We start from the raw sequence: 23,897 nt of genomic DNA on the forward strand, positions 1-23,897 counted from the left end.
GCTTTCCCTGCTGCGCTTTTTTTTGAGGCGTCTCACGGTAAGCTGGCGGCATTTCTTTAGATCTTTAATTTCTTCTTCAAGAGAAGATTTTATGCGTGTGAACGTTCCTAATTCTCCAGGAGAGAGTGATGACGCATTCAGCATATGTCAATCAGCTAAAGGCTGTTCCTGATATATTTGATGAGATTTCGCAACGTTTTCCGGACAGGGTTGCGTTAATTTTCGATCAAAGACAAATAACCTATCGAGAACTTGCTGAGCAATGTTCAGCGCTGGCTGCAGTATTGCAAAATAATTGCCTGATAAAAGGCGATATCGTTGCAATAAAAATAGAGCGTAGCCCGGAGTTATATATTTTTATGCTGGCGCTCATGAAAATAGGCGCTGTTATGGTTCCCGTGAACTCGAATAGTCCTGAGCGCTATATTGGTGAGGTTTTAAGTGCGGCGGGAGCCAGATACCTGATTAGCGATGATGTAACAAGCGTGCCCGGCGGGTCATGGCAGGTGTTGTCGAGCAGGACGTTGATACAAAACTGCGCTCAACAAAGAAGCGGGAATTATCCGGTATTAAGCGCTGATGATCCGGCGCTCATCTTGATGACCTCTGGATCAACAGGAAAACCGAAGAGCGTGCTGATCGCTCATCGCGGGATTGCCAGACTGAGTTTGCCGGTACCCGCGTTGGGGAATAGCGAGCGGGACTGCTATTTGCAAATTGCAGATGTTTCTTTCGCCGCCTCAGCGAATGAAATCTGGATGGCTTTATTGACCGGCGCGTGTCTGACGATTGCGCCGCCTGGCTTGCCGGATTTGATGGCCCTGGTACGGCAGATCGAATCGGATAACGTGACGATGCTATTCCTCTCTGGCGGGTTGTTCCGGCTATTTGTCGAGGTTTCGCTCGAAACGCTGCATATACCTGCTTGTGTCGTGGTGTCGGGCGATTTTGTCAACCCTCGTCTATTTAGCGTGGCGGCGCAGGCCGGTAAAGCAAAAATATTTAATGGATTAGGATGCACGGAAAATTCAGCGATCTCGTCTCTCTATCATGTTCAGTCGGAGGGGCAATTATCCAGTGATTCTCCTGTGCCTGTTGGTACTGCGCTCCCTTTGGTTGAGATGGTGGTGTTCAATGAACGGTTGCAACCCTGTGCCTGCGGTGAATATGGGGAATTGTTTATCGCAGGAGCTGGAGTGGCTCTGGGGTATTCCGATCCGCAACTGACGGCGGAAAGGTTTATCTCCATACCGTATCAAGGCACAGACGTGCTTTTTTATCGTACCGACGATCGCGCAACGTGCGACCAGGATAGCAATATCGTCCTGGTCGGAAGAGGCAACCATATTTGTAAAATTCGTGGCTTCCGCGTCAATCTCGCCGGTATTGAGCACCTGTTGCGCTTACATCACGCTGTGGAAGATGTGCTGATTGTGGTAGAGGAGACGCCGGATGAACCACGATTACATGCTTGTTATGTCACGCAGGATGACGCGCTATCCGTAGCGGATTTAAAGAATCACCTCGCTATGCATGCTCCTGCCTGGATGATACCTGAAAAATTTAGCCGTCTGGCGGTACTGCCAATGACCGCTAACGGCAAAAAAGATCGTTTACGGTTAAAAAATATTTTACTGGAGCAGGTGTAAATATGGACAACGTTGAGCAACAGCTACTCTCGATTTGGCAGGAGATTATTCATTCAGAGGCGATTAACCCGCAAGATAATTTATTAGACCAGGGTGGTAACTCATTACATTTCATAAAGTTGGCTTCAATGGTAAGCAAGACATTTCATTTGGCTGTCTCGCCGGCGGACATTTTCACTGCCGGAACTATTGCCGCGCTGGCTCAGACCATTCGGCAACGGCAACAGCTCTAATACCTGGAGCTGGGACAGCCGGCAAACAGGAAGGGTTTTACAGGGAATTTTAAGAGGGGGATAAAATGCCATCATTTAATAGCGACGAGTCAAATAAGGGCTGTTTGAACAAGGCGTGTGGAGAAAGTGCGGTAACGTATCTGGCAGCGACACCCGGCCAGCAGGCAATGTGGTGGCTGGATAATACGCTGGATCAGCCCCAATGCTATAACGTGCCGGTGCTGCTGACCGTTAATGCGACACTGGACGCTGAGATTATGCAGCGCGCTGTGGCTGAGCTGACCTTGCGCCATGAAATATTCAGAACGCGTTTTGTTTATCTTGACGGTAAATTACAACAGCGTATCGGCGCTGATGGCTATCTCTCTTTTTCCCATCGACAACCAGAGCAGACGGAAACCCCTGAATCGGTGACTGCACAACTGGCGGCTAGCCGTTTATCATTAGCTGAGGGTCCGTTGAGTATCATTAATATGCTCAGTTCAGACTCGGGTACAACCTGGTTAGCATGCTGTTTCCACCACATCATTATTGATGCCCCCTCAGTACGTATTGTCTTGCATGATTTGCTGCGCATATATTGTGAGCTTGACGAGAAGCGCGCTCTGCCAGCGTTTAACGACACGGGAAGCTATCAGGAATTTACTCGTTGGCAGGCCGCATCCCTTGCGGCGGCGGAGTGCGAAGATATGCGGGATTACTGGCGGCAGGCACTGCATCCGGCTCCGCCACTGTCGGACCTCCCGGTCGATTTTCCCCGTCGTCTTCGGGAAGATACCAAAGCCGCCTATACCATGCTGGCGCTGAACGAACAGGAAGCGGACTCACTGCAGCGGCACGCGAGATCGTTGTCAATGACTCCATTTATGTATATGTCGATGTGCTGGCAATTTTTCCTCAGCCGCATGAGTGGGCAGAACGATATTACCGTTGGCGTACCTTTTACTCTGCGGGATCGCAGCGAGTTTGCCGAAACGCCGGGATATATGATCAATACTCTGCCGGTTCGCGTGCAGGTCAATGAAGATGACACGGTCAGGGCGCTGGCTGCAAAGGTGCGTCAATCTTTTATTGGCGCGCATTTCAATAAGCTGCTCCCTTTCAATGAAATTGTCGCACTGTCGCGTGAAAACGCGGGGCAGGACAGTCCACTATTCAGAACGCTGTTGGTTATGCCCGATACCCGGGGCGATATTTTCAACGACTTGCCTTTTAAAGTCATGCTGGATGACTATTTTAGCCAGATGGCAAAATACGATCTGACGCTGTTCTTTGAAGCACAACCGCAGTGGAAGCTGACGCTGGAGTATAAGACGGCGTTGTATCATCCGCAGACCATTGACTACTGGTTGAAAATCTTTCGCCATTTATTGAGCGCGATGGGCGAGGACGGCGAGGTATTACTGTCATCCCTGAAGCTATTGGATGCACCGTTAAGTCGTGAACTGGTTGTTCGATCTAGCCTTAAGCCGTGCGCGGAGGCCTGGCGATTTGACGCTCTGGCGGCTTTCAATCAGCATGCTGTAAACCACTCTGCGGATACTGCGTTAATTACCGCTAATGGCACGCGATCGTATGGTTGGTTAGCGGAACGATCGGGGCAGATTGCCGCTTACCTGCAGCAGCAGTTTAATATCGCTCCTGGCAAACGTGTTGCGTTATTACTGGAAAGGAATGCCGAGGCGATTGCCACTCTGTTTGGCGTATTAAAAACCGGCGCGGCCTACATTCCGGTCGATCCGCAATACCCGCAAGAGCGTATCGGTTACATGTTACAGGACGCCAAGGTGGATTGCATCGCCACGACGCGATCGCTGGTAGCGAGATTTCCAGTGTCTGCCTCCGTACCTCTGTTATTAATCGATGATATTCCCCCGGAGTACCCTGGGGAATGGTCTTATATCAAAAGAATGCCCGACGATGAGCTGTATATCATTTATACATCCGGTTCAACCGGGCAGCCCAAGGGAGTACGGTTATTAAATAAAACGCTCAATAACCTGATTAAGTGGCAACAAGATGTATCTGAGTGCGGTCAGGGAGATTGTACTTTGCATTTTATGTCACTTTCTTTTGATGTATCGGTTCAGGAGATCTTCGGCACGTTAGCCTGCGGTGGGCGCTTATATATCGCCAGTGAAGAAGAGCGGAGAGACCTGGATCATCTGCAAGAGGTTATCCAGGAGCAGGGAATTAATCGGCTCTATTTCCCCTATGTTGCTTTGCAACAGTTCGCGCATTTGAGCGCATTGGCCAACAGGCAATTCCCGAGTTTAAAAGAGGTCTACTCCACTGGGGAACAGCTCGTACTCACTGCGGATATTAAACATTTTTTCAGGCAACCCGTTCGCCTGATTAATCTCTATGGTCCCTCAGAAAGCCACGTCTGTTCCGCATATGTGCTGCCGCCGGAGAGCGATAAATGGGGAGATGCAGCGTCCATTGGTTACCCTCTACCCGGATTCACTCTGCTGGTGGTGGATGCGCATCTGCAGCTGGTTCCCGCCGGCGTCGCCGGTGAACTGCTTATCGTTAGCGATTTTCTCTCTCCCGGCTATCACAATAAAAGTGAAGAAAGCGCTCGACGTTTTATCTCTGCTGAGGGCTTTGCCGCACAAAGTTGCCACGCGTATCGTACCGGTGATCTGGTGAGGCTGGAGCATGACGATCGGTTCAGCTATCTTGGCAGGCTAGACAATCAGTTAAAAATACGCGGTTTTAGGATCGAACCGTCTGAAGTCGAGGCGGCCATTAATGCCCTGGAGGGCGTGCAGGTTTCAGCGGTAGTTGGCAGGGCAGATAATTCAGGAAGCAAGCAGCTCATCGCCTTTATTGCTGGCTTATTGGATGATAAAGGCAATCAAAAGGATAAGATCAAACGCGGCCTTCGCCTGGTGCTGCCGGAGTATATGGTTCCCACAGAGTTGGTCTTTGTGGATAAGCTGCCGACCACGCCTAGCGGGAAAATCGATCGTAAGGCATTGCTTAAGGTGGATATTATTATTGAATCATCCACGCAGATGCCGGAGCGGCCTCTGACCAAAACGCAGGAGCAGGTCAAGGCGCTATGGGAAACGCTATTTCCGGGACGTCAGATCGCACTGCACGATGATTTTTTCGCCATTGGTGGACATTCTTTGTTGGCCACACAGCTGGTTTTTCTGCTGCGTAAGGCGTTCGATTGCGATATTCCTCTACGTTTGTTATTTAATCATCCGACCTTGTCGGCTATGGCTGAGTCCATCGACGGCTATATTGCCAGTGAAAAGGGGCCCGTCGATGCCGTTGATCGTTCCTTTGTTCAGGACGGATACGAACGCATACATTGGCAGGGGGGAGTGCGTTCAACCCCTGGGCTGACGCTGCTCACCGGGGCGACAGGATTTTTGGGCATCTACCTGCTGCGTTCATTGCTATTGGCCGGGACCCAATCCGTGCTCTGTATGGTAAGAGCCAGGACAGATGAGCACGCGTTGGCTCGTTTGCGTGAAAATGCGATGCGTTACGGAATCGCCGATGAGATTGATTTTTCCCGGGTTGAAGTTTGCCTCGGCGATATTGGTCAGCGCAATTTAGGGTTAAGCTCTGAAGCGTATAGCCGTTTGGCAGAGCGAGTAGACACGGTATTCCATGCGGCCGCACAGATTAATTTTTTGCTCTCTTATTCTTCGGTAAAACAGTCAAATGTGCAGGGTACGCTGAATATTTTAGCTTTCTGCGGTTGTGGCGGACGAAAAACGCTGCACTATTTATCCACTATCGCGGTATTTTCTCCACGTTATCCGCAATCGCCTATCGTGGAACATTGTGTGCCGGGGCATCCGGAAGCACTGTCGATAGGTTACACGCAAAGTAAGTGGGTGGCTGAACGCTATGTTATACAGGCCAGAGAACAGGGACTTGATGCTAACGTATTCCGCATAGGACGTATTGGCGGAGACAGCAGAAGTGGGGCCTGCCAGAGCGATGATTTTTTATGGCGACAGATAAAAACTTTTATCCAGATGGGATTGGCACCCGATCCGTCTTCACTATCAACGGACCTGCTGCCTGTCGACTTTGTCGCTGAAGCGATAGTTGCATTAGCGCGTTCAGAAGCTACGCGACAGGAAAACTTCCATATTTTCCATCCGCAGAGCACTCGATTTGACCCGGTGTATCGGGCGATTCGTTCTCTGGGCTATCCGTTGGAAACGACTTCTGACGGCGAGTGGTTGCAACAACTTGAGCTGTGTGTCACCCAGGGGCGCGAGGTTGCGCTGGGGCCGGTCATTCATCTCTTTAAAGAGAATTTGTTGGATACTGGCGATAACGTCTACGGTAATCCAGAGACGACTAAGCGTATTGCACAACTGGGTTTGCGCTTTCCTGAACTGTCGGAGGAGACGTTCAAACGTATGATTGTTTATTTCCAGCGGCAGAACGAAATTGTCTAACAAGACTTTTATCAATTTCATCAAGAGGATAATAAAATGGTTCCGGCGTTATTTGATAAATATATTTCGGCAGTGATGGAGAAGTCATCGGATAAGCTGGCGTCCCTTTTCTCTGTTAACGGGCGTTTGTCGTTGCCTTTTCGTCGCAACAGGGAGGTGATTGTTGGACGTGAGAATATTCGCTTACACTATGCTAATGGCTTTGGCGTTGCGCCCTTACGCTTTACCTCTATAGAGGATGAACGATTTCATTATACGAATAATCCCGATGTCGTCATTGTTGAATATAAACTACATGGGAATACTCTGCCGGATGGAAAACACTTCTCTTTGTTATATGTTAATGTGATTGAAATAAATAATGGTGAGATAATTGAGTTAATAGATTATGAGGATGTTTTGAACAGAGAATATATCTTTCAGGATTAGCAGGATAGTTCTTATGTTGTTAATGGGGGCAAAAGGTATGATGACTTTTCCTTCCTTGAAGGGATGTGGTAAAATAGTAAGCTTAACTTATTGTAAGCGGCATCAGGAGAATGTATGGAAATGAATAAAAAAGTGGCTAGTGGTTCTGAACGCGAAATATCATTGAATCGTCAATTTGAAGATGCTTTAGGAAATTTGCAATGCGTACTTGTTGCTCGTCGCTCGTTGATTAATCCTGATGGTATTAACTGGCCACAATACGATACGTTGTATATTTTACGCCAGTTCCAGCCCATGACTCCAAGCGCAATTGGTGAAAAGCTCGGTTTTGCGCGTAGTAAAATGTCCAAGATCCTGCGGATGTTGAAAGATAAGCACTTTGTTGAACAGGAATCGGCAGAAAGCGACAAACGAGAAATGCTGACGCGGATTACGGAAAAAGGTATTGAGTTCCTGCATTCTGCAGAATCCAGCAGGCGCATAATGGCTGAGCAGGTGGCATCGTGCATGTCGCAGGGTGAAATTGCTATTTTCGCTGAGCTTTGTACAAGGGCTGCAAATATATTACATGAGAATATTAAAGGTAAACTCGAAGACACCAGCGAAAATTAATAAGGTTTATGGTGATAAAACGCTAAACTGGTCGCTGGCGTGGAGTTCTCTTTGCCCAATGTCCAACCCAATATATGGCATAAGGATTGTGCTAAAACATTACTATGGGATGATGTTGGACGCCAATTATATATGTCAAAAATGGGAAGGTTTTTACCGCAGGACATAAATAAAGTTAGACTAGACTGGTATAGTTAGTGTGTTATTCGCCAAACGTTGCATCATCGTATTGAGATTTTACTTATTTTTGATTAAGCGTCATAACAACCTGTGCTGATAAACGCGTCGTCAAATAACTGTACCGGCTTTGGCGTTAGAGACTTGTCGCGAAGAACTTTTATGCAAAGCGCGACGCGCCCGGCGAAGGGTATATCAATGATTGCGTTTTCAACGCGTTTTATCTAGAATCCTCGCTTTCGGAGATAGAAAATGTCCGTCGCAGATTCCCTTCTTGCTTATTCCTTTGCCGCGCTGCTGCTCACGCTGACCCCGGGTCTTGATACCGCGCTCATTTTGCGCACCTCCACCGTTGAAGGCGGAAAAAAGGCCTTTCAGGCGGCATTGGGTATTGATACTGGGTGTTTTATCTGGGGCGCGGTGGTGGCCTTCGGCCTCGGGGCGCTGCTGGCGGCATCGGCCCTGGCGTATGACCTGCTTAAATGGTGTGGGGCCGTCTATTTATGCTGGCTGGGCATTCAGTTAATTCTCAAACCGCGCAGCCACTTTAACAGTCAGGAAATAGCCGCTCCGTCGGCCAGCAACTGGTTTTTAAAAGGGATGCTGGGCAATGTGCTGAATCCGAAAATGGGGATATTTTATGTCTCTTTCCTGCCGCAGTTTATACCGGCGGGCCACTCGCCAACCATCTGGACATTTCTGCTGGTCGCTATTCATGTTGCGATTGGTACGCTCTGGTCGTTAACGCTGATTCTGGCCAGCCGGTACGCCGCCGGTCTTCTGAAAACACCGACCTTCATCCGCTGGATGGATCGCGCAACCGGCGGCGTCTTTATGCTGTTTGCCGCCAAACTGGCGCTCAGCCACCGCTAAAACATGCTGGACATGGACGTCCAGCCCTCACGTCATACTTCGTCGCCCGGCGAAGCGTTTCCCGGCATTCCCCGTAAAGTCATCGGCAGACAGGCCCATACGTCGCTTGCGCGTTGGGTTGACCGATATCATAATAAAAAGAGAATTATATAAATTTATAATTCTCTTTTTGAGAATAATCGCGGAGGTAGCGGGTGAACGTTTTTGAACTCAGGCCGGGGTTAAAGGCCTTTCTGCTAGCGCTGGCCGGTTCGGCGGTGCTGATGATTGGCATGGGCTACGGGCGTTTCGCCTATACCGGGATCCTGCCACTGATGCTGAACGAGCAGGTGCTCTCGCTGCGTGAAGGCAACCTTGCCGCTTCGGCCAACTATGCGGGTTACCTGGCCGGCGCGCTGCTGCTGGCGAAAGCCAGGCCCGCGGACGCCAGAGTGTTAAATCTGCTTTCCGTATTGCTCACGCTGCTGTGCCTGGCGTTACTCGGCTGGCTGGTTTCGCCGCTGGCCATTATCGCGGTACGCGGAATAGCCGGACTGTTAAGCGCGGTTACGCTGATTGCCGCCTCCCTGTGGCTGCTGCAGCATATGAAGCACCATAACGGCGCGCCGGTGCTGTATTCTGGCGTCGGCATGGGGATATTTTTGTCGGCGGAATGTATCTCGCTGGGCAAGACCCTGGCGCTCTCCAGCCAGCAAATATGGCTGCTGTGCGCAATAAGCGCCGGCGCGCTTTTCATCCTGGCGCTGCGCCTGTTGCTGAGCCCGGCAGACTATCTTATTGCCTATCAATCGCCTGCTGGCGTACAGGACCAGCAGGCGCAAGGCCGCGTGCGTGAAGCGTGGAAGCTGCTGCTAGTTTACGGCCTGGCCGGCTTTGGCTACATCATCACCGCCACCTACCTGCCGCTGTTTCTCAGCGGCTCGCTGAACGCTATCGATCCGGTGCAGATCTGGGCCATTTTCGGTCTTGCCGCTGTGCCCTCGTGCTTTATCTGGCACCGGCTGGTCATCAGGTTTGGCTACCGTCGCGCGTTCACCCTTAATTTGCTGATTCAGGCCGTCGGCGTCATTCTCCCGGCGTGGAGCCACGCATTGCCGTTTTGTCTGCTGAGCGCGCTACTGGTCGGTTTTACTTTTATGGGAACGGTGACTATTGCGCTGCCGCAGGGAAGGCGGCTGAACCATCTGGTCTCGTTCAATATGATTGCCGCCATGACCGCGACCTATGGCGTCGGGCAGATTGTCGGCCCGCTGGTTGCCGGCGCGCTGTATGAGCGCAGCGGGTCGTTTAATCCTTCGCTCAGCGCGGCGGCAGGGGCGCTGGTGGTGGCCGCCGCGCTGGTTGCCGCCGGAGGGCGGCGAGCGTCAAAGGTCGGAGGCTGATGTGAGAAGCTGGCGCATTTTATCGAGGGCGGGGGACGTGTAGCCTTTACGCCAGATAAGCTGCGTGACCGCCTGACCGACCGGGCGCACCCGGCTGGCTTCAGGCAGCGTCAGCGTATCGAGCACGCTCTGCGGCAGTATGCCGGCGTAGCCGCCGGAGGCGATACAGGCGAGCATCGCGTGATAGGAGCCGACGTCCTGGATCTCGCTCTCCGCCGCCTCGGATTGCGCCAGATACGCTTCACCCATCGCCCGGTAGGTACAGCCCTCCGCGAAGGCGGCAAAGCGAAAGCGTTGGCGATCCGCGGGAAGCACCAGTACCAGCTGTTCTTGAAAGAGCGGCAGATATTCCAGGTCTTCGGCGGGGGAAGTGCCCTGCGGCAGGCATACCAGCGCGCAATCGAGCGCGGCGTCCAGCACCTGCAGGGTCAACTGGCGGCTGGGTTGGGTTTTGAGCGTCAGTATCACCTCCGGGCACTGGGCATGAAACCGGGTAAGCAGCGGCGGCAGGCGGCTGGCGGCGGTGGCGTCCATCGCCCCCATGCGTAAATTACCGCCCGGGGTGGCGGGGTGCAGAGCCTGCCGGGCCTCCTCGGCAAGGCTGAGGATTTTCAGCGCATAGGCCAAAAAACGCTCCCCGGCGGGCGACAGCGGCATCTTCTTGTTACCGCGGGCAAACAGCTCAACGCCCAGCTCTTCTTCCAACTGGTGAATGCGGGTCGTAATGTTGGACTGCGCCCGCCCCAGCAGCTTTGCCGCGCGGGTGACGCTCTGTTCTTCCGCCACCGTTTTGAAAATCTGTAATGTGGTGTGGTTCATACTTTTATTCTTAATTTGAAAATAATGTTGATCTTATCATCTCTAAAAGAGATTTTAATTGCCTCAACGCACAAATTTTGTCAGGGCACACCATGAGCAACCGGCTTACGCAGCAGCTTGATATTGATTATCCCATTATTCAGGCGCCGATGGCCGGCGTGTCGACGCCGGAGCTGGCGGCCGCGGTTAGCGACGCCGGCGCGCTCGGCTCGCTGGGGCTGGGATCCTCCACGGTAGAGCAGGCCGAGGCGCTTATCAACCACACCCGGCGCTTAACCACCCGCCCGTTTAACGTCAACGTTTTTTGCCACGCCCCGGCAATAAGGGACCCGCAGCGTGAAGCGCAGTGGCTGGCGCGACTGCGCCCTGAGTTTGCGCGCTTTGGCGGCCTGCCACCGGAGACGCTGGCGGAAATCTACCTGAGTTTTCAGCAGCAGCCGCGGATGGCCGAGCTTTTGCTCGATCTTACTCCGGCGGTGGTCAGCTTCCATTTTGGTGTTCCGGAGCGAGGGGTCGTTGACCGGCTGCGTGAAAAAGGCATCGTTACCCTGGCGAGCGCCACCAGCGTGGAGGAGGCGCTGCTGGCCGTAGAGCAGGGCATCGATATGGTGGTGGCGCAGGGCTATGAGGCCGGCGGTCATCGCGGCATCTTCGATCCCCAGGCGCCCGATGGGCAGATGAGTACCTTTACCCTGATTCAGGCGCTTAAGCGGCGCATTGATATTCCGCTTATCGCCGCAGGTGGCATCATGGACGGCGCGGGAGTGAACAGCGTAATGCATCTCGGCGCCGAAGGCGCGCAGCTGGGAACGGCTTTTCTGCTGTGCCCGGAATCGGCAGCGGACGCCGGCTACCGCGAGGCGATTAAAGGCGCGACTGACGGACACACCGTGTTAACGTCGGCGATTTCCGGGCGCCCGGCAAGATGTTTGGTTAACGGCTGGCGCGCAATAAACGATCGCCACCTCGTACCGGATTATCCCGTGGCCTATGACGTCGGGAAAGCGCTGGCATCGGCGGCGAAAGCGCAGGGGGACCGCCAGTACGGCGCGCACTGGGCCGGGCAGGGCGTCAGCCTGATTCGCGAGCTGCCGGCGGCGGAGCTGATTCGGACCCTGGTAAACGAATGCGGGTTTTAAGCGCGGATGGCGCGCTGCCATCCGCTTAGCGTTAACGCCGGTGGGCGAGGCCGCGTACCAGACGGTCGCCGGCCATCTGCACGCCCTGCACCAGCGCGACCAGAATGAGCACCGTGCCGACCATCACCTCGTTATTAAAGCGCTGATAGCCGTAGCGAATGGCCAAATCGCCCAGCCCGCCGCCGCCAATCACGCCCGCCATCGAAGAGAAGCCGATCAGCATGACGATGGTCAGCGTGATGCCTGCCAGTAGGGTCGGCAGCGCTTCCGGCAGCAGCGATTTAAAGATAACGTGCCAGATGTTGCCGCCCATCGATAAAATCGCCTCGATACGCCCGTAATCCACTTCATCCAGCGCATTCTCCGTCAGCCGCGCAAAGAACGGAAAGGCGCCAATGGTGACCGGAACCACCGCGGCGGTACTGCCGAGGGTGGTGCCGATAATCAGCCGGGTAAAAGGGATCAGGGCGATCAGCAGGACGATAAACGGCAGCGAACGACCAAAGTTGATAATCGCGCCCAGCACGGCGTTGAGTTTCGGCATCGGCGCCAGGCCATTGCGGCGCGAAACAAACAGCAGCACGCCGGTCGGCAGCCCGAGCAGCACGGTAAACAGCGCCGCCAGGCCGACCATATAAACGGTATCTACCGTGCCCTGAAGCAGCAGCGGCCAGAGATCTTCCCAACTCATGCTACTCCGCATAATGGTCTCCCGTGAAAACCGTGGCGGGCGAGGAAATCCCGCTCCGCCTGAGGATCGTGCAGCAGCGACTGCCGTAGCCGCGACCATGGCGCCACCAGCAAATCGGCGATTCTGCCGCTTTCAATAATCTCCCCGTGCTCCAGCAGCGCCGCGTGGTCGCAGAGGGTTTTCACCACGTCCAGTTCGTGGGTGATCAGCACGATGGTGAGGTTCAGCTGTTGATTGATATCCGCCAGCAGGCTGAGCACCGAGGCCGTGGTCTCGGGGTCGAGGGCGCTGGTGGCCTCATCGCACAGCAGCACGTCCGGCCTCGCGGCCAGCGCGCGGGCGATCCCGACACGCTGTTTTTGCCCGCCGGAAAGCTGTGACGGAAAGGCGGCGGCTTTGTCCGCCAGCCCGACCAGTTCCAGCAGCTCCGCCACCCGCGCCTGCCGCGCCGCTTTCGGCACTTTGGCTATCTCCAGCGGCACCGCGATGTTGTCGGCGACGCTGCGGGCGTGCAGTAAATTAAAGTGCTGGAAGATCATCCCGGTGCGCAGCCGGTACTCGCGCAGCGCGGTTTTATCCATCCGGGTAATATCGTTCCCGTTCACAATAATGCGGCCCGACGTGGGCCGCTCCAGCAAATTCAGGCAGCGTATCAGCGTACTTTTGCCTGCGCCGCTGCGCCCAAGGATGCCGTAAACGGCTCCTTTCGGCACCTGCAGAGAGACATCGTTTAGCGCCGGTCGGCCTGTTCCGGCATAGGTTTTACTCAGCCCGGCAATCTCAATCATGACTGAGGGGCAACCGGGATCACCGAGCCGTTATACTGCTTACGAATAAATTCGGCGACCTGCGGCGAAGTGAGGTCTTTGGCCAGCGCCTTGATGCGCGGATCGTTTGCCAGCGCCGGCGTTGTCACCAGGATATTGGCGTACGGGTTGTTGGTCGCGCTCTCCAGACCCAGCGCATCTTTGGCTGGCACCAGCCCGGCTTCCAGCGCGTAATTGCCATTAATCACCGCCAGGTCGACGTCATCCAGCGACCGCGGGATTTGCGGTGATTCAATCTCAAGGATTTTCAGGTGCTTCGGGTTTTCCACAATATCTTTCGGCGTCGCCAGGGTGGTCGCCGGGTCGGTGAATTTGGCCGCTAGCTTAATCAGCCCCTGATTTTGCAGCAGAAACAGCGCGCGGCTCAGGTTGGTGGTGTTATTCGGTACCGCCACGGTGGCGTTCTCGGGCAGCGATTTAAAATCTTTATGCTTGCGCGAATAGATCCCCAGCGGCTCAATATGCACGGTCGCCGCGACGGCGAAGGTTTTACCCAGCGCTTTCTCCTGATCTTTCAGATAGGGCACGTGCTGGAAATAGTTGGCATCGACGTCGCCGTTGGCCAGCAGTTCGTTGGCGTTAACGCCGCTGGTGAGTTCGACAATTTTCAGGTCGAGGCTGGGATCGATCTTTTTAATGTAGTTAAGGATTTCGGCGTGCGGCACCGGGTCCGCGGCGACGCGCAGCGCGGCGGCCTGGGCGGAAGTCCATGCCAGAGAGAGAGACAGTGCAACCCCTGCCAGTTTAAATGCGGCATATTTCATCATCTTATTCCTTGTGTTTGTTGTTATGTTTAAACGATCAATTGCTCGGCGCGTTCGCGAAAAACATCCTGGTAGTAGCGTTCGGCGACATCAGGATGCGAACGCAGACGCCCTTTCAGGTAATTCCAGCCCACTTCGCGTAGCAGCGGGTTTTGCGGGTCGCTATCCGGTCCGAGGGCTTGGCGGGCCAGCTCGTCAGGTAGGGTGTAGACGGGGACCACGGCATCCAGCTGGGCGCCGAGGAAAAAGGCTATCGACAGCCGCTGCTGGTCGGCGGGCGGCGAAACGACCCGGTGCACCGTTGCGCGCAGATAGCCATTGGTCGCCAGCTCCAGCAGTTCGCCGATATTCACCACAAAGCTGCCCGCCAGCGGGGTGGCGTCAATCCAGCGGTCGGGGGAGACTTCGACCTGCAATCCTTTCTGCTCATCCTGCAACAAGAAGCTGAGGAAACCGGAGTCCTTATGCGCGCCAACGCCCTGGGCGCTCTGGGTTTCCTGCTGGCCGGGATAGCGGATTAGCTTGATATGTTCGTTGGGTTTTTCGCCGTACAGGCCATCAAAGGCATCCAACGGCAGGCGCAGCGCTTCGGCGAAGGCGCGCAGCAGGGTGATCCCAACCTGGGTCATTTCCCGTTGCCAGGTTAACAGCGTTGGTCTGAGCGAGGGCAACGCCTCTGGCCAGAGATTCGGCCCCTGCAGGCGCTGCCAGCGCGGAGCGCGTTCGTCAAGCCTGAGCGCCGGACGTTCGGCGCCGATATCGAACTGCTCGCGCCAGTCGGGCTGACCGCGGGTTAATTCCGACGCGGCGCGGTTGTAGCCGCGAAAATGTGGGGAGTGAATCATCGCCACGCTCTGCTTTTGAGCGTCGGGAAGGGCAAAAAAGGCGCGGGATTGCTCCTGTACGGCCTGCTGCAGCGACTCATCAACGCCGTGGTTGATCAGATAAAAGAAGCCGATATCGCGGGCGGCGTGGCGCAGGTCGGCGAGAAACGCCGCTTTTTCAGCGGGATCCGCGTAGCGGGCCAGATCCAGTATCGGTAAAGTTGTCGCGTTCATTGTGTTCTCCGAAGGCGGTATTCAGATGTTTTCGTCGGTACAGGTCCAGGGTTCGGGGACAACAACAGCGCATGATCGATTCCTCAGTCGGGTGGTTGAAGCCAGCTTGCCTTAAGCGAAAATATTCAACCAATAACGTTCTTTTCTAATTTATGACCGGGGAGGGTTCTGTGCTTTTGCGAATTTTGGATAAGGGAGAGGCGGGGCGGTTGCGATTGGCGTCTGGAGCCAGTATGGTGAGCAAAATTTTTAATTCAGGTAAAAGACGCAATGCAGCACCCAAACGATCCTCTGCACGGCATCACGCTGGAGGCGCTATTAAACGCGCTGGTCGCGCAATATGGCTGGGCCGAACTGGCGAAACGCATCAACATTAACTGCTTTAAAAGCGATCCGAGCATTAAATCGAGTCTGAAGTTTTTACGCCGCACGCCGTGGGCGCGTAAAGAGGTGGAAGCGCTGTATATTGATTCGCTGTCTGGTGCCGAGACAGCAAAAGAGGACGCGCCGGCGGATAATCCGTGGGCTCACTGGCAGAAAAAGTAAGGCGCGCAGCGGATAATTCCGCGCGCGCCTTGCGCTGTGTGTTACTGAAGATTGCCTGCGGTCAGGCTCTCTTTATCAAAGGCATGGCTGACATCTATATGATTCTGATGCACAGACGTATCGATATTTGAACCTGCCTCCGGGCGCGCAAAGCTATTCTCTGCGGCCATCGCGCCGGACGAGAGTGTAGCAGCCAGAAGCAGTGCGGTGACTACGCCGATATTTTTCATGTTGTGTTCCTTATTTCATCGTGTTGTCGCTGTCGCCTGTTTCTTGCGGCGGCCCGGCAATGTTGTCGATTTTATTTAGTCAGCTCAGCGGTCATATGTACGCGGTTATTGAACTGTGCGCTGGTGATTTTGTAGGACGCGCCTTGTTCTGCGGCCTGAGCGGCAATTTTGGCTTCTGCGCGGTCCAGAGTGGACGCGCTGGCGCTGATGCTCTGGGCAAAAGAGCCGAAAGAGATCAGGGAGAGAGCGGCAACTGCAACGAAAGTTTTGATGGATTTCATGGTCGTATTCCTTAAGTGTTTTATCAGTGTTGGAGCGTTGTTGCCCCGATGTGATAAATGATAGGCCGACATGGTGATAATAAAAATCGAAACAATTTGCTCTCATCATTCAGTAAATTTGAATGATAAATGACGGTTTCCGCCATCCTGTTTTGCTAAGAAGATCTGATTACAATCCCGCCTCATTGTCATAACAAATATATAAAAAGTTATTTTTTAACTTTCGATAGACTATTTTCTTGTTTGCTATCGTCTGAACCCCGGCAATATAGTTTTTACACAGCAATCAATGCCGATAAGCAGCGGTTTTTTAAATCCTTCACGACTATCTCATTATGATGACTCTCAATAAGATCAGTAAAAGTTTCTCCGGGGAAAGCGTACTAAAAGAGGTATCGCTTAGCGTTAATTCCGGTGAGATTATTTGCATTATTGGCCCCAGCGGCTCAGGAAAAACCACGTTGTTGCGCACGCTTAATTTCTTAGAGCCCGCCGATAGCGGGAAAATAAAAATAGATGATGTGGCGCTGGATTGCGCAACGGCGGGGAAAAAAGAAATTGAAAAACTACGCGGTAAAACCGCCATGGTTTTTCAGTCGTGGAATCTGTTTCACAATCTCACCGCAGTGCAAAATATTACCGAAGGATTGATTTACGCTAAAAAACGTCCGCGTCAGGAGGCGCTCAATATTGCTGAGCGGCTTTTAAAGCAGGTGGGTTTGCTGCATAAAAAAGACCACTATCCCCACAGTCTTTCCGGTGGCCAAAAGCAGCGTATCGGGATTGCGCGCGCGCTGGCGATGAGCCCCGCCGTGCTGCTGCTGGATGAGCCGACCTCCGCGCTGGATCCTGAAAAAGTGGGTGAGGTGCTTGAGCTTATTCAGACCATTGCCGCCGCGGGCCAGACGATGATCATCGTCACCCACGAAATGGCGTTCGCCCGCCAGGTCGCTTCCCGGGTGGTATTTATGGAAAACGGCGAGATTGTCGAACAGGGTCCGGCGGAACAGATATTTGGCGCAGCCCAGCAGGGCCGCACCCGGGCTTTCCTTGCGCAACTGCACTATCACGCCTGAGGCTGAAGATGAACAATAACCCGCTGTTTAGCTGGCAGGATATTGCCGGGATACTGCCGAAGCTGCTGGAAAACCTGCCCGTGACCCTCGGGATAGCGCTGGCGTCGCTGCTCCTTGGTTTGACGATCGCGCTGCCGATCGTGGTGCTGCAATTTAGCCGCATTAAGCCGCTCAGAGCGGCGGCAAACGGGTATACCGACATTCTGCGCGGCGCGCCCCTGGCGCTGCTGATCCTGCTGTTTTTCTTCGGCGGCAAATTAATCCTCACCGCGCTGTCGCTGCCGCCGCTGCTGATTAGCGATACCACCTTTGCGATTTTGTCTATTTCGGTCAGCATTAGCCCTTATTTTGCTGAAATGATGCGTTCAGCATGGGGCGCGGTGGATAGCGGCCAGAAAGAGGCCATTACCAGCCTGAATATCCCCTGGCATACCGGGCTGCTGCGGATCATATTCCCTCAGGGATTCATTATTGCCGTCCCGGTGTTTGGTAATCTTTTAATTAACCTGGTGAAAATGACCTCACTGGTCAATATTATTGGCATTGTTGATGTTTTTGGTCGCGCGCAAAAGATTTCGCAAAATAGCTATGGAGCTAAACAGGTGGCGGCCTTTATCAGCGTTATTATCGTCTACTGGGTACTGAATAGTTTTATTCTCTATTTGACTACTCGTATTGAAAAGAAATATCAGTTCCTGCTGGAGTGATAGATAAACATGTTTAGCCTGACGTTCATTCGGGATAATTTTACTTTTATATTAAGCGCGTTGCCGGTCACGCTGGCGATAACATTATTATCATTGCTGTTTTCCACGCTGCTGGGCGCGGCGCTGGCGTGGGCGATTATTCGTCAGATTCCGGGCGTTCAGGTTGCGGCGAAGGTATTCCTCTCCTTTGGCCGTTCGGTCCCGGTACTGGTGATGCTGTATTTCTTCTTTTACGTCTGGCCGTGGGTGGCCGTCGGGCTGTTTGGCGGCCCGCAGGACACTATGTTCGGCTATAAACTCTCGCCGCTGGCGGCGGCGGTCACTGCGCTATCGTTGATTTTCAGCGCTTATTTCGCTGAAACCTTTCGCGCCGGGTGGAACGCGGTTGATAAGGGGCAGCGGGAGGCAGCATGGTCAATTGGGCTAAGCGGATTCACGCAGTTCCGACGCATTATTTTGCCGCAGGCGGCGGTATCCGCGTTGCCGAACTTTACCAGCGTGCTGATCGATCTGATTAAAGACACCTCGCTGGTTTACACCATCACCGTTATTGATCTGATGGCGAAAGCCAATATCGCCGCCGCACGCGGGTTTCATTTTGTCGAAGCCTATTGCGTGGTGTTGGTGATTTATATCCTGCTGTGCCTGGCGATTGCCAGAGCATTGCGCAGTGCAGAAACGTTTCTGAGCGCCCGCTGGCAAGGAAACGGACAAAAAAGTGGTCCACGGTTATCATTTTGGGGAAAGTATTTTGAAAAATAAAATATTACTGGTGAGTTCGCTCGCGTTGGTAATGGGAATTACCGGCGCGCAGGCGGTTGAGAAAAGCGCTAATGCCAAAACGGTTGAGGTGGTCGTCAATGCTAACGGTTTTCCCTTTAGCTTTGTTGACGATAACAACAATATTACCGGTTACGATGGTGACCTGTTAAAGGTGCTGGACCAGCGGTTAACCGACTATACGTTTCATTTTAATGCGGTCTCGCGCGACGCGATGATCGTCGGCCTATCGACCGGCGCCTATACCCTCGCGGCGGATCACTTTTATCTCACCAAAGAGCGGGCGGAAAAATACGACCACTCAGGCGAGCCGACCGGGATCAGCGATTTGCGTCTGATTGTGCGTAACGATGAGAACGATATTCATAACCTTGGCGATCTTGCCAGCGGTAAGAAAAAACTGGTGCCGATCCACACCTCCGACGCCCGGTATACGGTGATTGAAAACTACAATAAAAAACATCCGGGCCAACAAATTAACCTCCAGCCCAACGGCGAACAGTCCGCCGCCGATATTTTCAAAGCCGTGGCCTCCGGAGAATACGATGCGGCGATTTATCCCATTGGCGCGCTGCTGGCGCTAAATAAGGCGCTAAATCTAAATCTGAAAGCTTCGGATTCCGTCGGCCTGTTTCCTAACGTCTATTTGTATAAAAAGAATACCGACCCGCAGCTGATCAAAGCGATCGACGCGCAGCTGGTTGCCCTGAAAAAGGACGGCACGCTCGCTGAGCTCTCGCGAAAATGGTACGCCGAAGATGTGTATGCCCTGCCGGGCGCCAGCGACGTGAAAGTGAATACCGACTGGGAATAAGCGCATGACGCCAATAAGTTCCGAAACGGCGCATAACGCCGCCACCTTAAACGATGAGGTGACCCTGGCGCTGCGCGCCATTACTGAAAAACGCGCGGCAACCATCGGTTATTTGTTGGACGAAAGCCGCCAGCGCCAGATCGCCGATGATTTTGCCCGCGAGGCAATACGTCATTATGGCCGCGATCTCGGGTATAAGATCCGCGCGCAAATGGAGGATGAACGGGATTTGCAGGCGTTTGCCGGGCTGTTTACCCGCGGTCTGGAATCTCAGGTTTATGAGATGGAACCCGTCAGCATCGGCCGGGCCGAGTTTATCGTGCTGTTTCACTACTGTCCTTATGTCAACTGCTGGCGGCAGCAGGGGCGAGGCGCCAGCGACATTGCGACGTTGTGCGATATCTGCATGGAAGGCGATCATGCATTAACCGACGCGTTTCCGGGGCTGCATTTAGAGGTGCAGACCGCGCTGGCCCGCGGCGATGCCGCCTGTCGGCTGCGTTTTTATCAGGCAGAGGAGCGGGAGGGAGAATGACAACCTTAACGTGGGACCACGCGGTCCAGTTTGTTAATCAGCCTGAAGCGGCGATAGAGGCGCTGAGCGGGCAAAAGCTCAACGCGGTGGCCGGTGGGCGCCATCCGGGCTGGGGGACCCGGAATGCGCTGAGCTATTTCGGCCTGACCTATATCGAATTTCTGGCGATTGCCGATGGCGCAGAGCTGCTCTGCGCCGCAGAGACGTTTTTACTCTCCCGGGATGCCTCACGGCTGCTGCCGGAAAATGAAGCGCTGTATCGGGTGGCGCTGCGTAGCGACGATATTGCGCGCACGCATGCGGAGCTACATCAACAGGGCCTGCGGGTTTCGCCGATCGTCAACGGCCAGCGCAACGATCCGCAGGGCAACGTTATCAGCTGGCGGATCTTCACCATTGACGGCGACTTTGATGGCCTGGTCTATCCGTTCGTTCTGCAATGGGGCGAAGAGGATGACGCCCGGTTGATCCGCCTGCAGGCCCAGGGTCTCGCTGCGCCGCATCCGCTGGGGGAGATAGAGCTGCAGCGCGCGGTTTTTGCGGTTCACAATCCCCGGGCGGTACGCGACCGCTGGCAGCGGCTGTTTGGTTTTACCCCGCAAGGCGAACTCGGGCTGGAGGTGGGCGGCCGTGAGTTTATCTTCCGCCACGGCGCGGCGAACCAGCTGACTGAACTGGTGTTTCGCGTTGCCGACCCGGCGCTTAAAGGCCGGCGCTTTCGCGTTGGCAACGGCGAATATCTCTTTGAATAAGGAGCAGGAACGATGGCAAAGATCCATTTTATCGGCGCCGGACAGATGGCGGAGGCGATTATTCGCGCGTCATTAAGCAACGGCGCGCTGCGGGCGGACGCGATCTCGCTGGAGGATATCGACAGCGCGCGAGCCGAGCATCTGTACGCCCATTATCGGTTGTCGGGCGACGGCGGCGTAAACGAGGCCTCTTTGCTGGTGCTGGGGATCCGTCCGCAGGACGATCTGGCGGGGGTGGCGAACCGCGTGCGCGCGCAGCTTAACGGTTTGACGACGGTGGTTTCTCTGATCGCGGGAGTGACCCTGGAAAAGCTGGCCTCCTTGTTTGGCGAGGCCACGCCGATTGCCAGAGCGATCCCCAATACCCTGACCGATACCGGATTTGGCTATAGCGGCGTGACCTTAAACGCTCACGCCAGCGCGGCGGAAATCGAACCGTTTCTGCGCGGCTTTGGCAAGGTACTGTATCTGCCTGAACGGCTGATCGACATCTTTACCGGCTTTGCTGTCGCGGGCCCCAACTATATCTACTATTTTATCGAGTCCTTTACCGACGCCGGCGTGCTGGCGGGGCTATCGCGACCCCAGGCAACGGAGGTGGTGCTGGAAAATCTGCTCGGCGCGGTCGAGATGCTGCGCCAAAGCCAGAAGCATCCGCGCCAGCTGTTGGATATCAATAATTCCCCGGCGGGAGTCGGGATCCACGGTCTGTACGAGCTGAATAACAGCGATTTTGCCGCCGGGCTTCAGCGTAGCGTACTGGCGGCGGTCAGGCGAACCCGTGAACTGGGACAGCGCTAAGCCTCTTGCTCCCGCGCCGGCTCGCGCAGCGCGCCCGGTGCTTTTCCGATAATGCGTTTAAAGGCGCGGCTGAAGGCGGCATGGGAACTGTAGCCCAGCCGGAAGGCCACTTTTTCCAGCGCCTGACCCTCATGGGAAATGTACTGCACCGCGAGGCGCATACGTAGCTCGGTCAGATAGCGGGCGGGCGTGGTGCCGGTGGCGGAGAGGAAACGTTCAGCAAATACCGAACGCGAGATCCCCGCCTCGCGGGCCAGATCCTCGACTTTCCAGTTAATGCCGGGCTGCTGATGCATCACGTAAATGGCCTTGGCCAGCTTAGGGTCGCGCAGCACCTGCACCCAGCCGGTGGCGTTGCCGCAGCCACACTCCACCCAGCCGCGGACAATCAGCGCGGCGACCACATCGGCCAGCCGCGCCAGTATACCGGCGTAGCCCGCCTGCCGAGTGAGGCTTTCGCGTTCCATCGCCGCCAGCATCGGCGGGATCTCCGGGCGGCTGGTCAGCAGGCTGCTGACCATCATCACTTCGGGCATCGCTTTGACCAGCGGCTGCATGCCGCCCAGCTCAAAGTCCATACAGGCGCTAAAGATAATGGCGCTGTCGTTTTTCGCGTCGTCGCACGCGTTTTTGACGCAGCTTACCGAGTCGCAGACCGGTTCGCTAGGCAGCCTGGACACATTCACCACCGCCGCCTGGTCGTCGGAGAGCAGCACGTGGCCATCGCCGTTGGGAATAAACAGCGCATCGCCGCTCTGCAGCATCAGGCGCTTGCCGCTGACCATGCGCAGCAGTACCGGCCCCCGGCTGATAAAGTGGAACTGCGCTTTACCGGGCACGAAGCCGAACTCGACGCCGAACGGGCGGGAAGTTTCGATGCGCCGGTAGTTGACGCCGGACAGGCGCATGCCGCGCAGGAGTTCGCTGGTGAGATCGAGGGCGTGCTGAGTCATCACATCATTCCCGGACGAATTATCAATAATCAAGGAGTATGCATCATAGATCGTCCGAACAGAAGCGCTTAACCTTAACGAAATGTTAATTGTTCTGGAGAGATGTTTATGAGTTCCTGCATTGCAGCTGAAGAGAGCCAGGCTAACGCCAGGCCCGCGTGGCGCGCCGTCTATGCGCTGGCGCTGGGGGTGTTTGGCCTGATTGTCGCCGAGTTTCTTCCTGCCAGTTTGTTAACGCCGATGGCGGCCAGCCTGGGCGTTAGCGAAGGTATGGCGGGGCAGGCGGTGACCGCGACGGCGCTGGTGGCGTTAGTGACCGGGCTACTGATCACTACCGCGACGCGAAATATTGACCGCCGCTGGGTGCTGATGTTCTTCTCGGTTTTGCAGATTATCTCCAGCATGATGGTGGCCTTCGCCGGTTCGCTGGAGTTTTTGCTGCTGGGTCGTCTGCTGCTGGGGATCGCCATCGGCGGCTTCTGGTCGATGTCGACCGCGACCACCATGCGCCTGGTCCCGGCGGCGATGGTGCCGAAAGCGCTGGCGATTATTTTTTCCGCCGTTTCAATCGCGACGGTGGTTGCCGCGCCGCTAGGCAGCTATTTCGGCGCGCTGATCGGCTGGCGCAACGTGTTTCTTATTTGTGCGCTGCCGAGCGTGGTTGCGCTGCTCTGGCAGCTGTGGGTTCTGCCCTCCATGCGTCCGGAGAGCGCCGGCAGCTTCGCTACGCTGTTTAAGGTACTGCGCCGTCCCGGTATGATTGGCGGGATGCTGGCGACCATCCTGATTTTCAGCGGCCATTTTGCTTTCTTTACCTATCTGCGCCCGTTCCTTGAAACCGTGGCTCAGGCCAGCGTCGAAGGGGTCTCCTTGATCCTGCTCGGTTTTGGGGTAGCGAACTTTATCGGAACCTCGATTGCCGGACATCTGTTAGCCCGAAGCCTGCGCTTGACGCTGGCGCTGGTGCCGCTGGCAATGAGCGTGCTGGCGCTGATGATGGTGGCGTTCGGCCACGTGGCGCTGCTGGATGGTCTGCTGGTGGCGATGTGGGGCTTTGCTTTTGGCCTGGTGCCGGTGGGCTGGTCGACCTGGCTTGCCACCACGGTGCCGGATGAAGCGGAAAGCGCCGGCGGCCTGCTGGTGGCGTCTATTCAGCTGGCGATTAGCGCCGGTGCGGCTGGCGGTGGGGCGGTGTTCGATCTCAACGGCGCGAGCGGCGTTTTTGTCGGCAGCGGCGTGCTGCTGGTCAGCGCCATGGTGATTGTGCTGTTTGCGGTAAGAGTCAAACCGGTTGTGAGCGAGGAGTAGGGCATTTCCCGGGCTACGGATCCTG

The 23,897-nt window shown here is 54.9% G+C and carries 25 protein-coding genes; 17 read left to right on the forward strand and 8 right to left on the reverse strand.

From position 1 onward, the window contains the following. Positions 1–128 precede the first annotated feature (128 nt). The 7 genes from GUC22_RS12455 to GUC22_RS12485 all read left to right on the forward strand — a co-directional run bounded on the left by GUC22_RS12455 (position 129) and on the right by GUC22_RS12485 (position 9,791). Positions 129–1,649 (forward strand): amino acid adenylation domain-containing protein, encoded by a 1,521-nt coding sequence (locus tag GUC22_RS12455; protein WP_004135553.1) that lies wholly within the window; start codon positions 129–131, stop codon positions 1,647–1,649. A 2-nt stretch (positions 1,650–1,651) separates the two neighbouring features. Next, positions 1,652–1,882, forward strand: a complete 231-nt coding sequence (locus tag GUC22_RS12460) for an acyl carrier protein (protein ID WP_004135554.1) — start codon at positions 1,652–1,654, stop codon at positions 1,880–1,882. A gap of 65 nt (positions 1,883–1,947) precedes the next feature. Next, positions 1,948–6,318 carry a non-ribosomal peptide synthetase gene (locus tag GUC22_RS12465; protein WP_160183538.1) on the forward strand — a complete coding sequence of 1,457 codons (4,371 nt, stop codon included), beginning with the start codon at positions 1,948–1,950 and terminating at the stop codon, positions 6,316–6,318. Between the two features lie 36 nt (positions 6,319–6,354). Beyond that, positions 6,355–6,747 (forward strand): nuclear transport factor 2 family protein, encoded by a 393-nt coding sequence (locus tag GUC22_RS12470; protein WP_024358088.1) that lies wholly within the window; start codon positions 6,355–6,357, stop codon positions 6,745–6,747. Between the two features lie 114 nt (positions 6,748–6,861). Beyond that, complete coding sequence (locus GUC22_RS12475) at positions 6,862–7,359, forward strand: MarR family winged helix-turn-helix transcriptional regulator (RefSeq protein WP_024358089.1); 498 nt, start codon at positions 6,862–6,864, stop codon at positions 7,357–7,359. Between the two features lie 429 nt (positions 7,360–7,788). Further along, positions 7,789–8,409, forward strand: coding sequence for a LysE family translocator (locus tag GUC22_RS12480; protein ID WP_049086540.1), 621 nt, complete (start codon positions 7,789–7,791; stop codon positions 8,407–8,409). A gap of 194 nt (positions 8,410–8,603) precedes the next feature. After that, a complete protein-coding gene (locus GUC22_RS12485; protein WP_049130281.1) occupies positions 8,604–9,791 on the forward strand; it encodes a YbfB/YjiJ family MFS transporter in 1,188 nt (395 codons plus the stop codon). Here the strand turns inward: GUC22_RS12485 and GUC22_RS12490 are convergent. Then, a complete protein-coding gene (locus GUC22_RS12490) occupies positions 9,774–10,610 on the reverse strand; it encodes a LysR substrate-binding domain-containing protein (protein WP_160183539.1) in 837 nt (278 codons plus the stop codon). The two genes, GUC22_RS12485 and GUC22_RS12490, sit on opposite strands and share 18 nt — an antisense overlap. A 92-nt stretch (positions 10,611–10,702) precedes the next feature. Between GUC22_RS12490 and GUC22_RS12495 the strand changes: the two genes are divergently transcribed. Beyond that, complete coding sequence (locus tag GUC22_RS12495; RefSeq protein ID WP_024358093.1) at positions 10,703–11,749, forward strand: NAD(P)H-dependent flavin oxidoreductase; 1,047 nt, start codon at positions 10,703–10,705, stop codon at positions 11,747–11,749. Between the two features lie 31 nt (positions 11,750–11,780). Here the strand turns inward: GUC22_RS12495 and GUC22_RS12500 are convergent, their stop codons facing one another. The 4 genes from GUC22_RS12500 to GUC22_RS12515 are packed head-to-tail and all read right to left on the reverse strand — an operon-like array spanning position 11,781 to position 15,089. Further along, entirely contained in the window at positions 11,781–12,440 is a 660-nt protein-coding gene (locus tag GUC22_RS12500; protein ID WP_162685384.1) for a methionine ABC transporter permease, read from the reverse strand. After that, positions 12,437–13,228, reverse strand: coding sequence for a methionine ABC transporter ATP-binding protein (locus GUC22_RS12505; RefSeq protein WP_004134108.1), 792 nt, complete (start codon positions 13,226–13,228; stop codon positions 12,437–12,439). The genes GUC22_RS12500 and GUC22_RS12505 overlap by 4 nt, the downstream gene beginning before the upstream one ends. Further along, the gene (locus GUC22_RS12510; RefSeq protein WP_004134110.1) at positions 13,225–14,031 is read right to left on the reverse strand and encodes a MetQ/NlpA family ABC transporter substrate-binding protein; all 807 of its coding nucleotides are present in this window, start codon (positions 14,029–14,031) and stop codon (positions 13,225–13,227) included. Before GUC22_RS12510 ends, GUC22_RS12505 begins: the two co-directional genes overlap by 4 nt. 29 nt (positions 14,032–14,060) lie before the next feature. Further along, positions 14,061–15,089, reverse strand: coding sequence for an isopenicillin N synthase family dioxygenase (locus GUC22_RS12515; protein WP_160183540.1), 1,029 nt, complete (start codon positions 15,087–15,089; stop codon positions 14,061–14,063). Positions 15,090–15,359: 270 nt separating this feature from the next. Between GUC22_RS12515 and GUC22_RS12520 the strand changes: the two genes are divergently transcribed. Next, positions 15,360–15,635: a VF530 family DNA-binding protein gene (locus GUC22_RS12520; protein WP_049130285.1), complete on the forward strand. Its 276-nt coding sequence runs from the start codon at positions 15,360–15,362 to the stop codon at positions 15,633–15,635. 41 nt (positions 15,636–15,676) lie between these two features. On the opposite strand, the gene GUC22_RS12525 is transcribed toward GUC22_RS12520, so the two are convergent. Then, positions 15,677–15,865 carry a hypothetical protein gene (locus GUC22_RS12525; RefSeq protein WP_004134116.1) on the reverse strand — a complete coding sequence of 63 codons (189 nt, stop codon included), beginning with the start codon at positions 15,863–15,865 and terminating at the stop codon, positions 15,677–15,679. A gap of 71 nt (positions 15,866–15,936) precedes the next feature. Next, positions 15,937–16,146, reverse strand: coding sequence for a YdgH/BhsA/McbA-like domain containing protein (locus tag GUC22_RS12530; protein WP_004120044.1), 210 nt, complete (start codon positions 16,144–16,146; stop codon positions 15,937–15,939). 335 nt (positions 16,147–16,481) lie between these two features. Here GUC22_RS12530 and GUC22_RS12535 point away from each other — a divergent pair, with 335 nt between their 5' ends. From GUC22_RS12535 to GUC22_RS12565, 7 genes are read left to right on the forward strand one after another with little or no spacing between them, the layout of a single operon-like run. Further along, positions 16,482–17,222, forward strand: coding sequence for an amino acid ABC transporter ATP-binding protein (locus tag GUC22_RS12535; protein ID WP_154911030.1), 741 nt, complete (start codon positions 16,482–16,484; stop codon positions 17,220–17,222). Between the two features lie 8 nt (positions 17,223–17,230). Beyond that, positions 17,231–17,929 carry an amino acid ABC transporter permease gene (locus GUC22_RS12540; RefSeq protein ID WP_024358098.1) on the forward strand — a complete coding sequence of 233 codons (699 nt, stop codon included), beginning with the start codon at positions 17,231–17,233 and terminating at the stop codon, positions 17,927–17,929. A gap of 9 nt (positions 17,930–17,938) precedes the next feature. Further along, positions 17,939–18,691: an amino acid ABC transporter permease gene (locus tag GUC22_RS12545; RefSeq protein ID WP_064342730.1), complete on the forward strand. Its 753-nt coding sequence runs from the start codon at positions 17,939–17,941 to the stop codon at positions 18,689–18,691. Beyond that, complete coding sequence (locus GUC22_RS12550; RefSeq protein ID WP_049130288.1) at positions 18,681–19,523, forward strand: transporter substrate-binding domain-containing protein; 843 nt, start codon at positions 18,681–18,683, stop codon at positions 19,521–19,523. Before GUC22_RS12545 ends, GUC22_RS12550 begins: the two co-directional genes overlap by 11 nt. 4 nt (positions 19,524–19,527) lie before the next feature. After that, positions 19,528–20,058 (forward strand): L-2-amino-thiazoline-4-carboxylic acid hydrolase, encoded by a 531-nt coding sequence (locus tag GUC22_RS12555; protein WP_024358100.1) that lies wholly within the window; start codon positions 19,528–19,530, stop codon positions 20,056–20,058. After that, positions 20,055–20,810, forward strand: a complete 756-nt coding sequence (locus tag GUC22_RS12560; protein ID WP_024358101.1) for a VOC family protein — start codon at positions 20,055–20,057, stop codon at positions 20,808–20,810. Before GUC22_RS12555 ends, GUC22_RS12560 begins: the two co-directional genes overlap by 4 nt. 12 nt (positions 20,811–20,822) lie before the next feature. After that, a complete protein-coding gene (locus GUC22_RS12565; protein ID WP_024358102.1) occupies positions 20,823–21,611 on the forward strand; it encodes a pyrroline-5-carboxylate reductase family protein in 789 nt (262 codons plus the stop codon). Here the strand turns inward: GUC22_RS12565 and GUC22_RS12570 are convergent. Then, positions 21,608–22,564, reverse strand: coding sequence for an AraC family transcriptional regulator (locus GUC22_RS12570; RefSeq protein WP_004134130.1), 957 nt, complete (start codon positions 22,562–22,564; stop codon positions 21,608–21,610). The two genes, GUC22_RS12565 and GUC22_RS12570, sit on opposite strands and share 4 nt — an antisense overlap. A 108-nt stretch (positions 22,565–22,672) precedes the next feature. Here GUC22_RS12570 and GUC22_RS12575 point away from each other — a divergent pair, with 108 nt between their 5' ends. Next, complete coding sequence (locus tag GUC22_RS12575) at positions 22,673–23,872, forward strand: MFS transporter (RefSeq protein ID WP_004120066.1); 1,200 nt, start codon at positions 22,673–22,675, stop codon at positions 23,870–23,872. Positions 23,873–23,897: the final 25 nt, after the last annotated feature.

It is taken from the genome of Klebsiella sp. MPUS7 (genome assembly GCF_009905335.1).
Taxonomy (GTDB): domain Bacteria; phylum Pseudomonadota; class Gammaproteobacteria; order Enterobacterales; family Enterobacteriaceae; genus Klebsiella; species Klebsiella grimontii.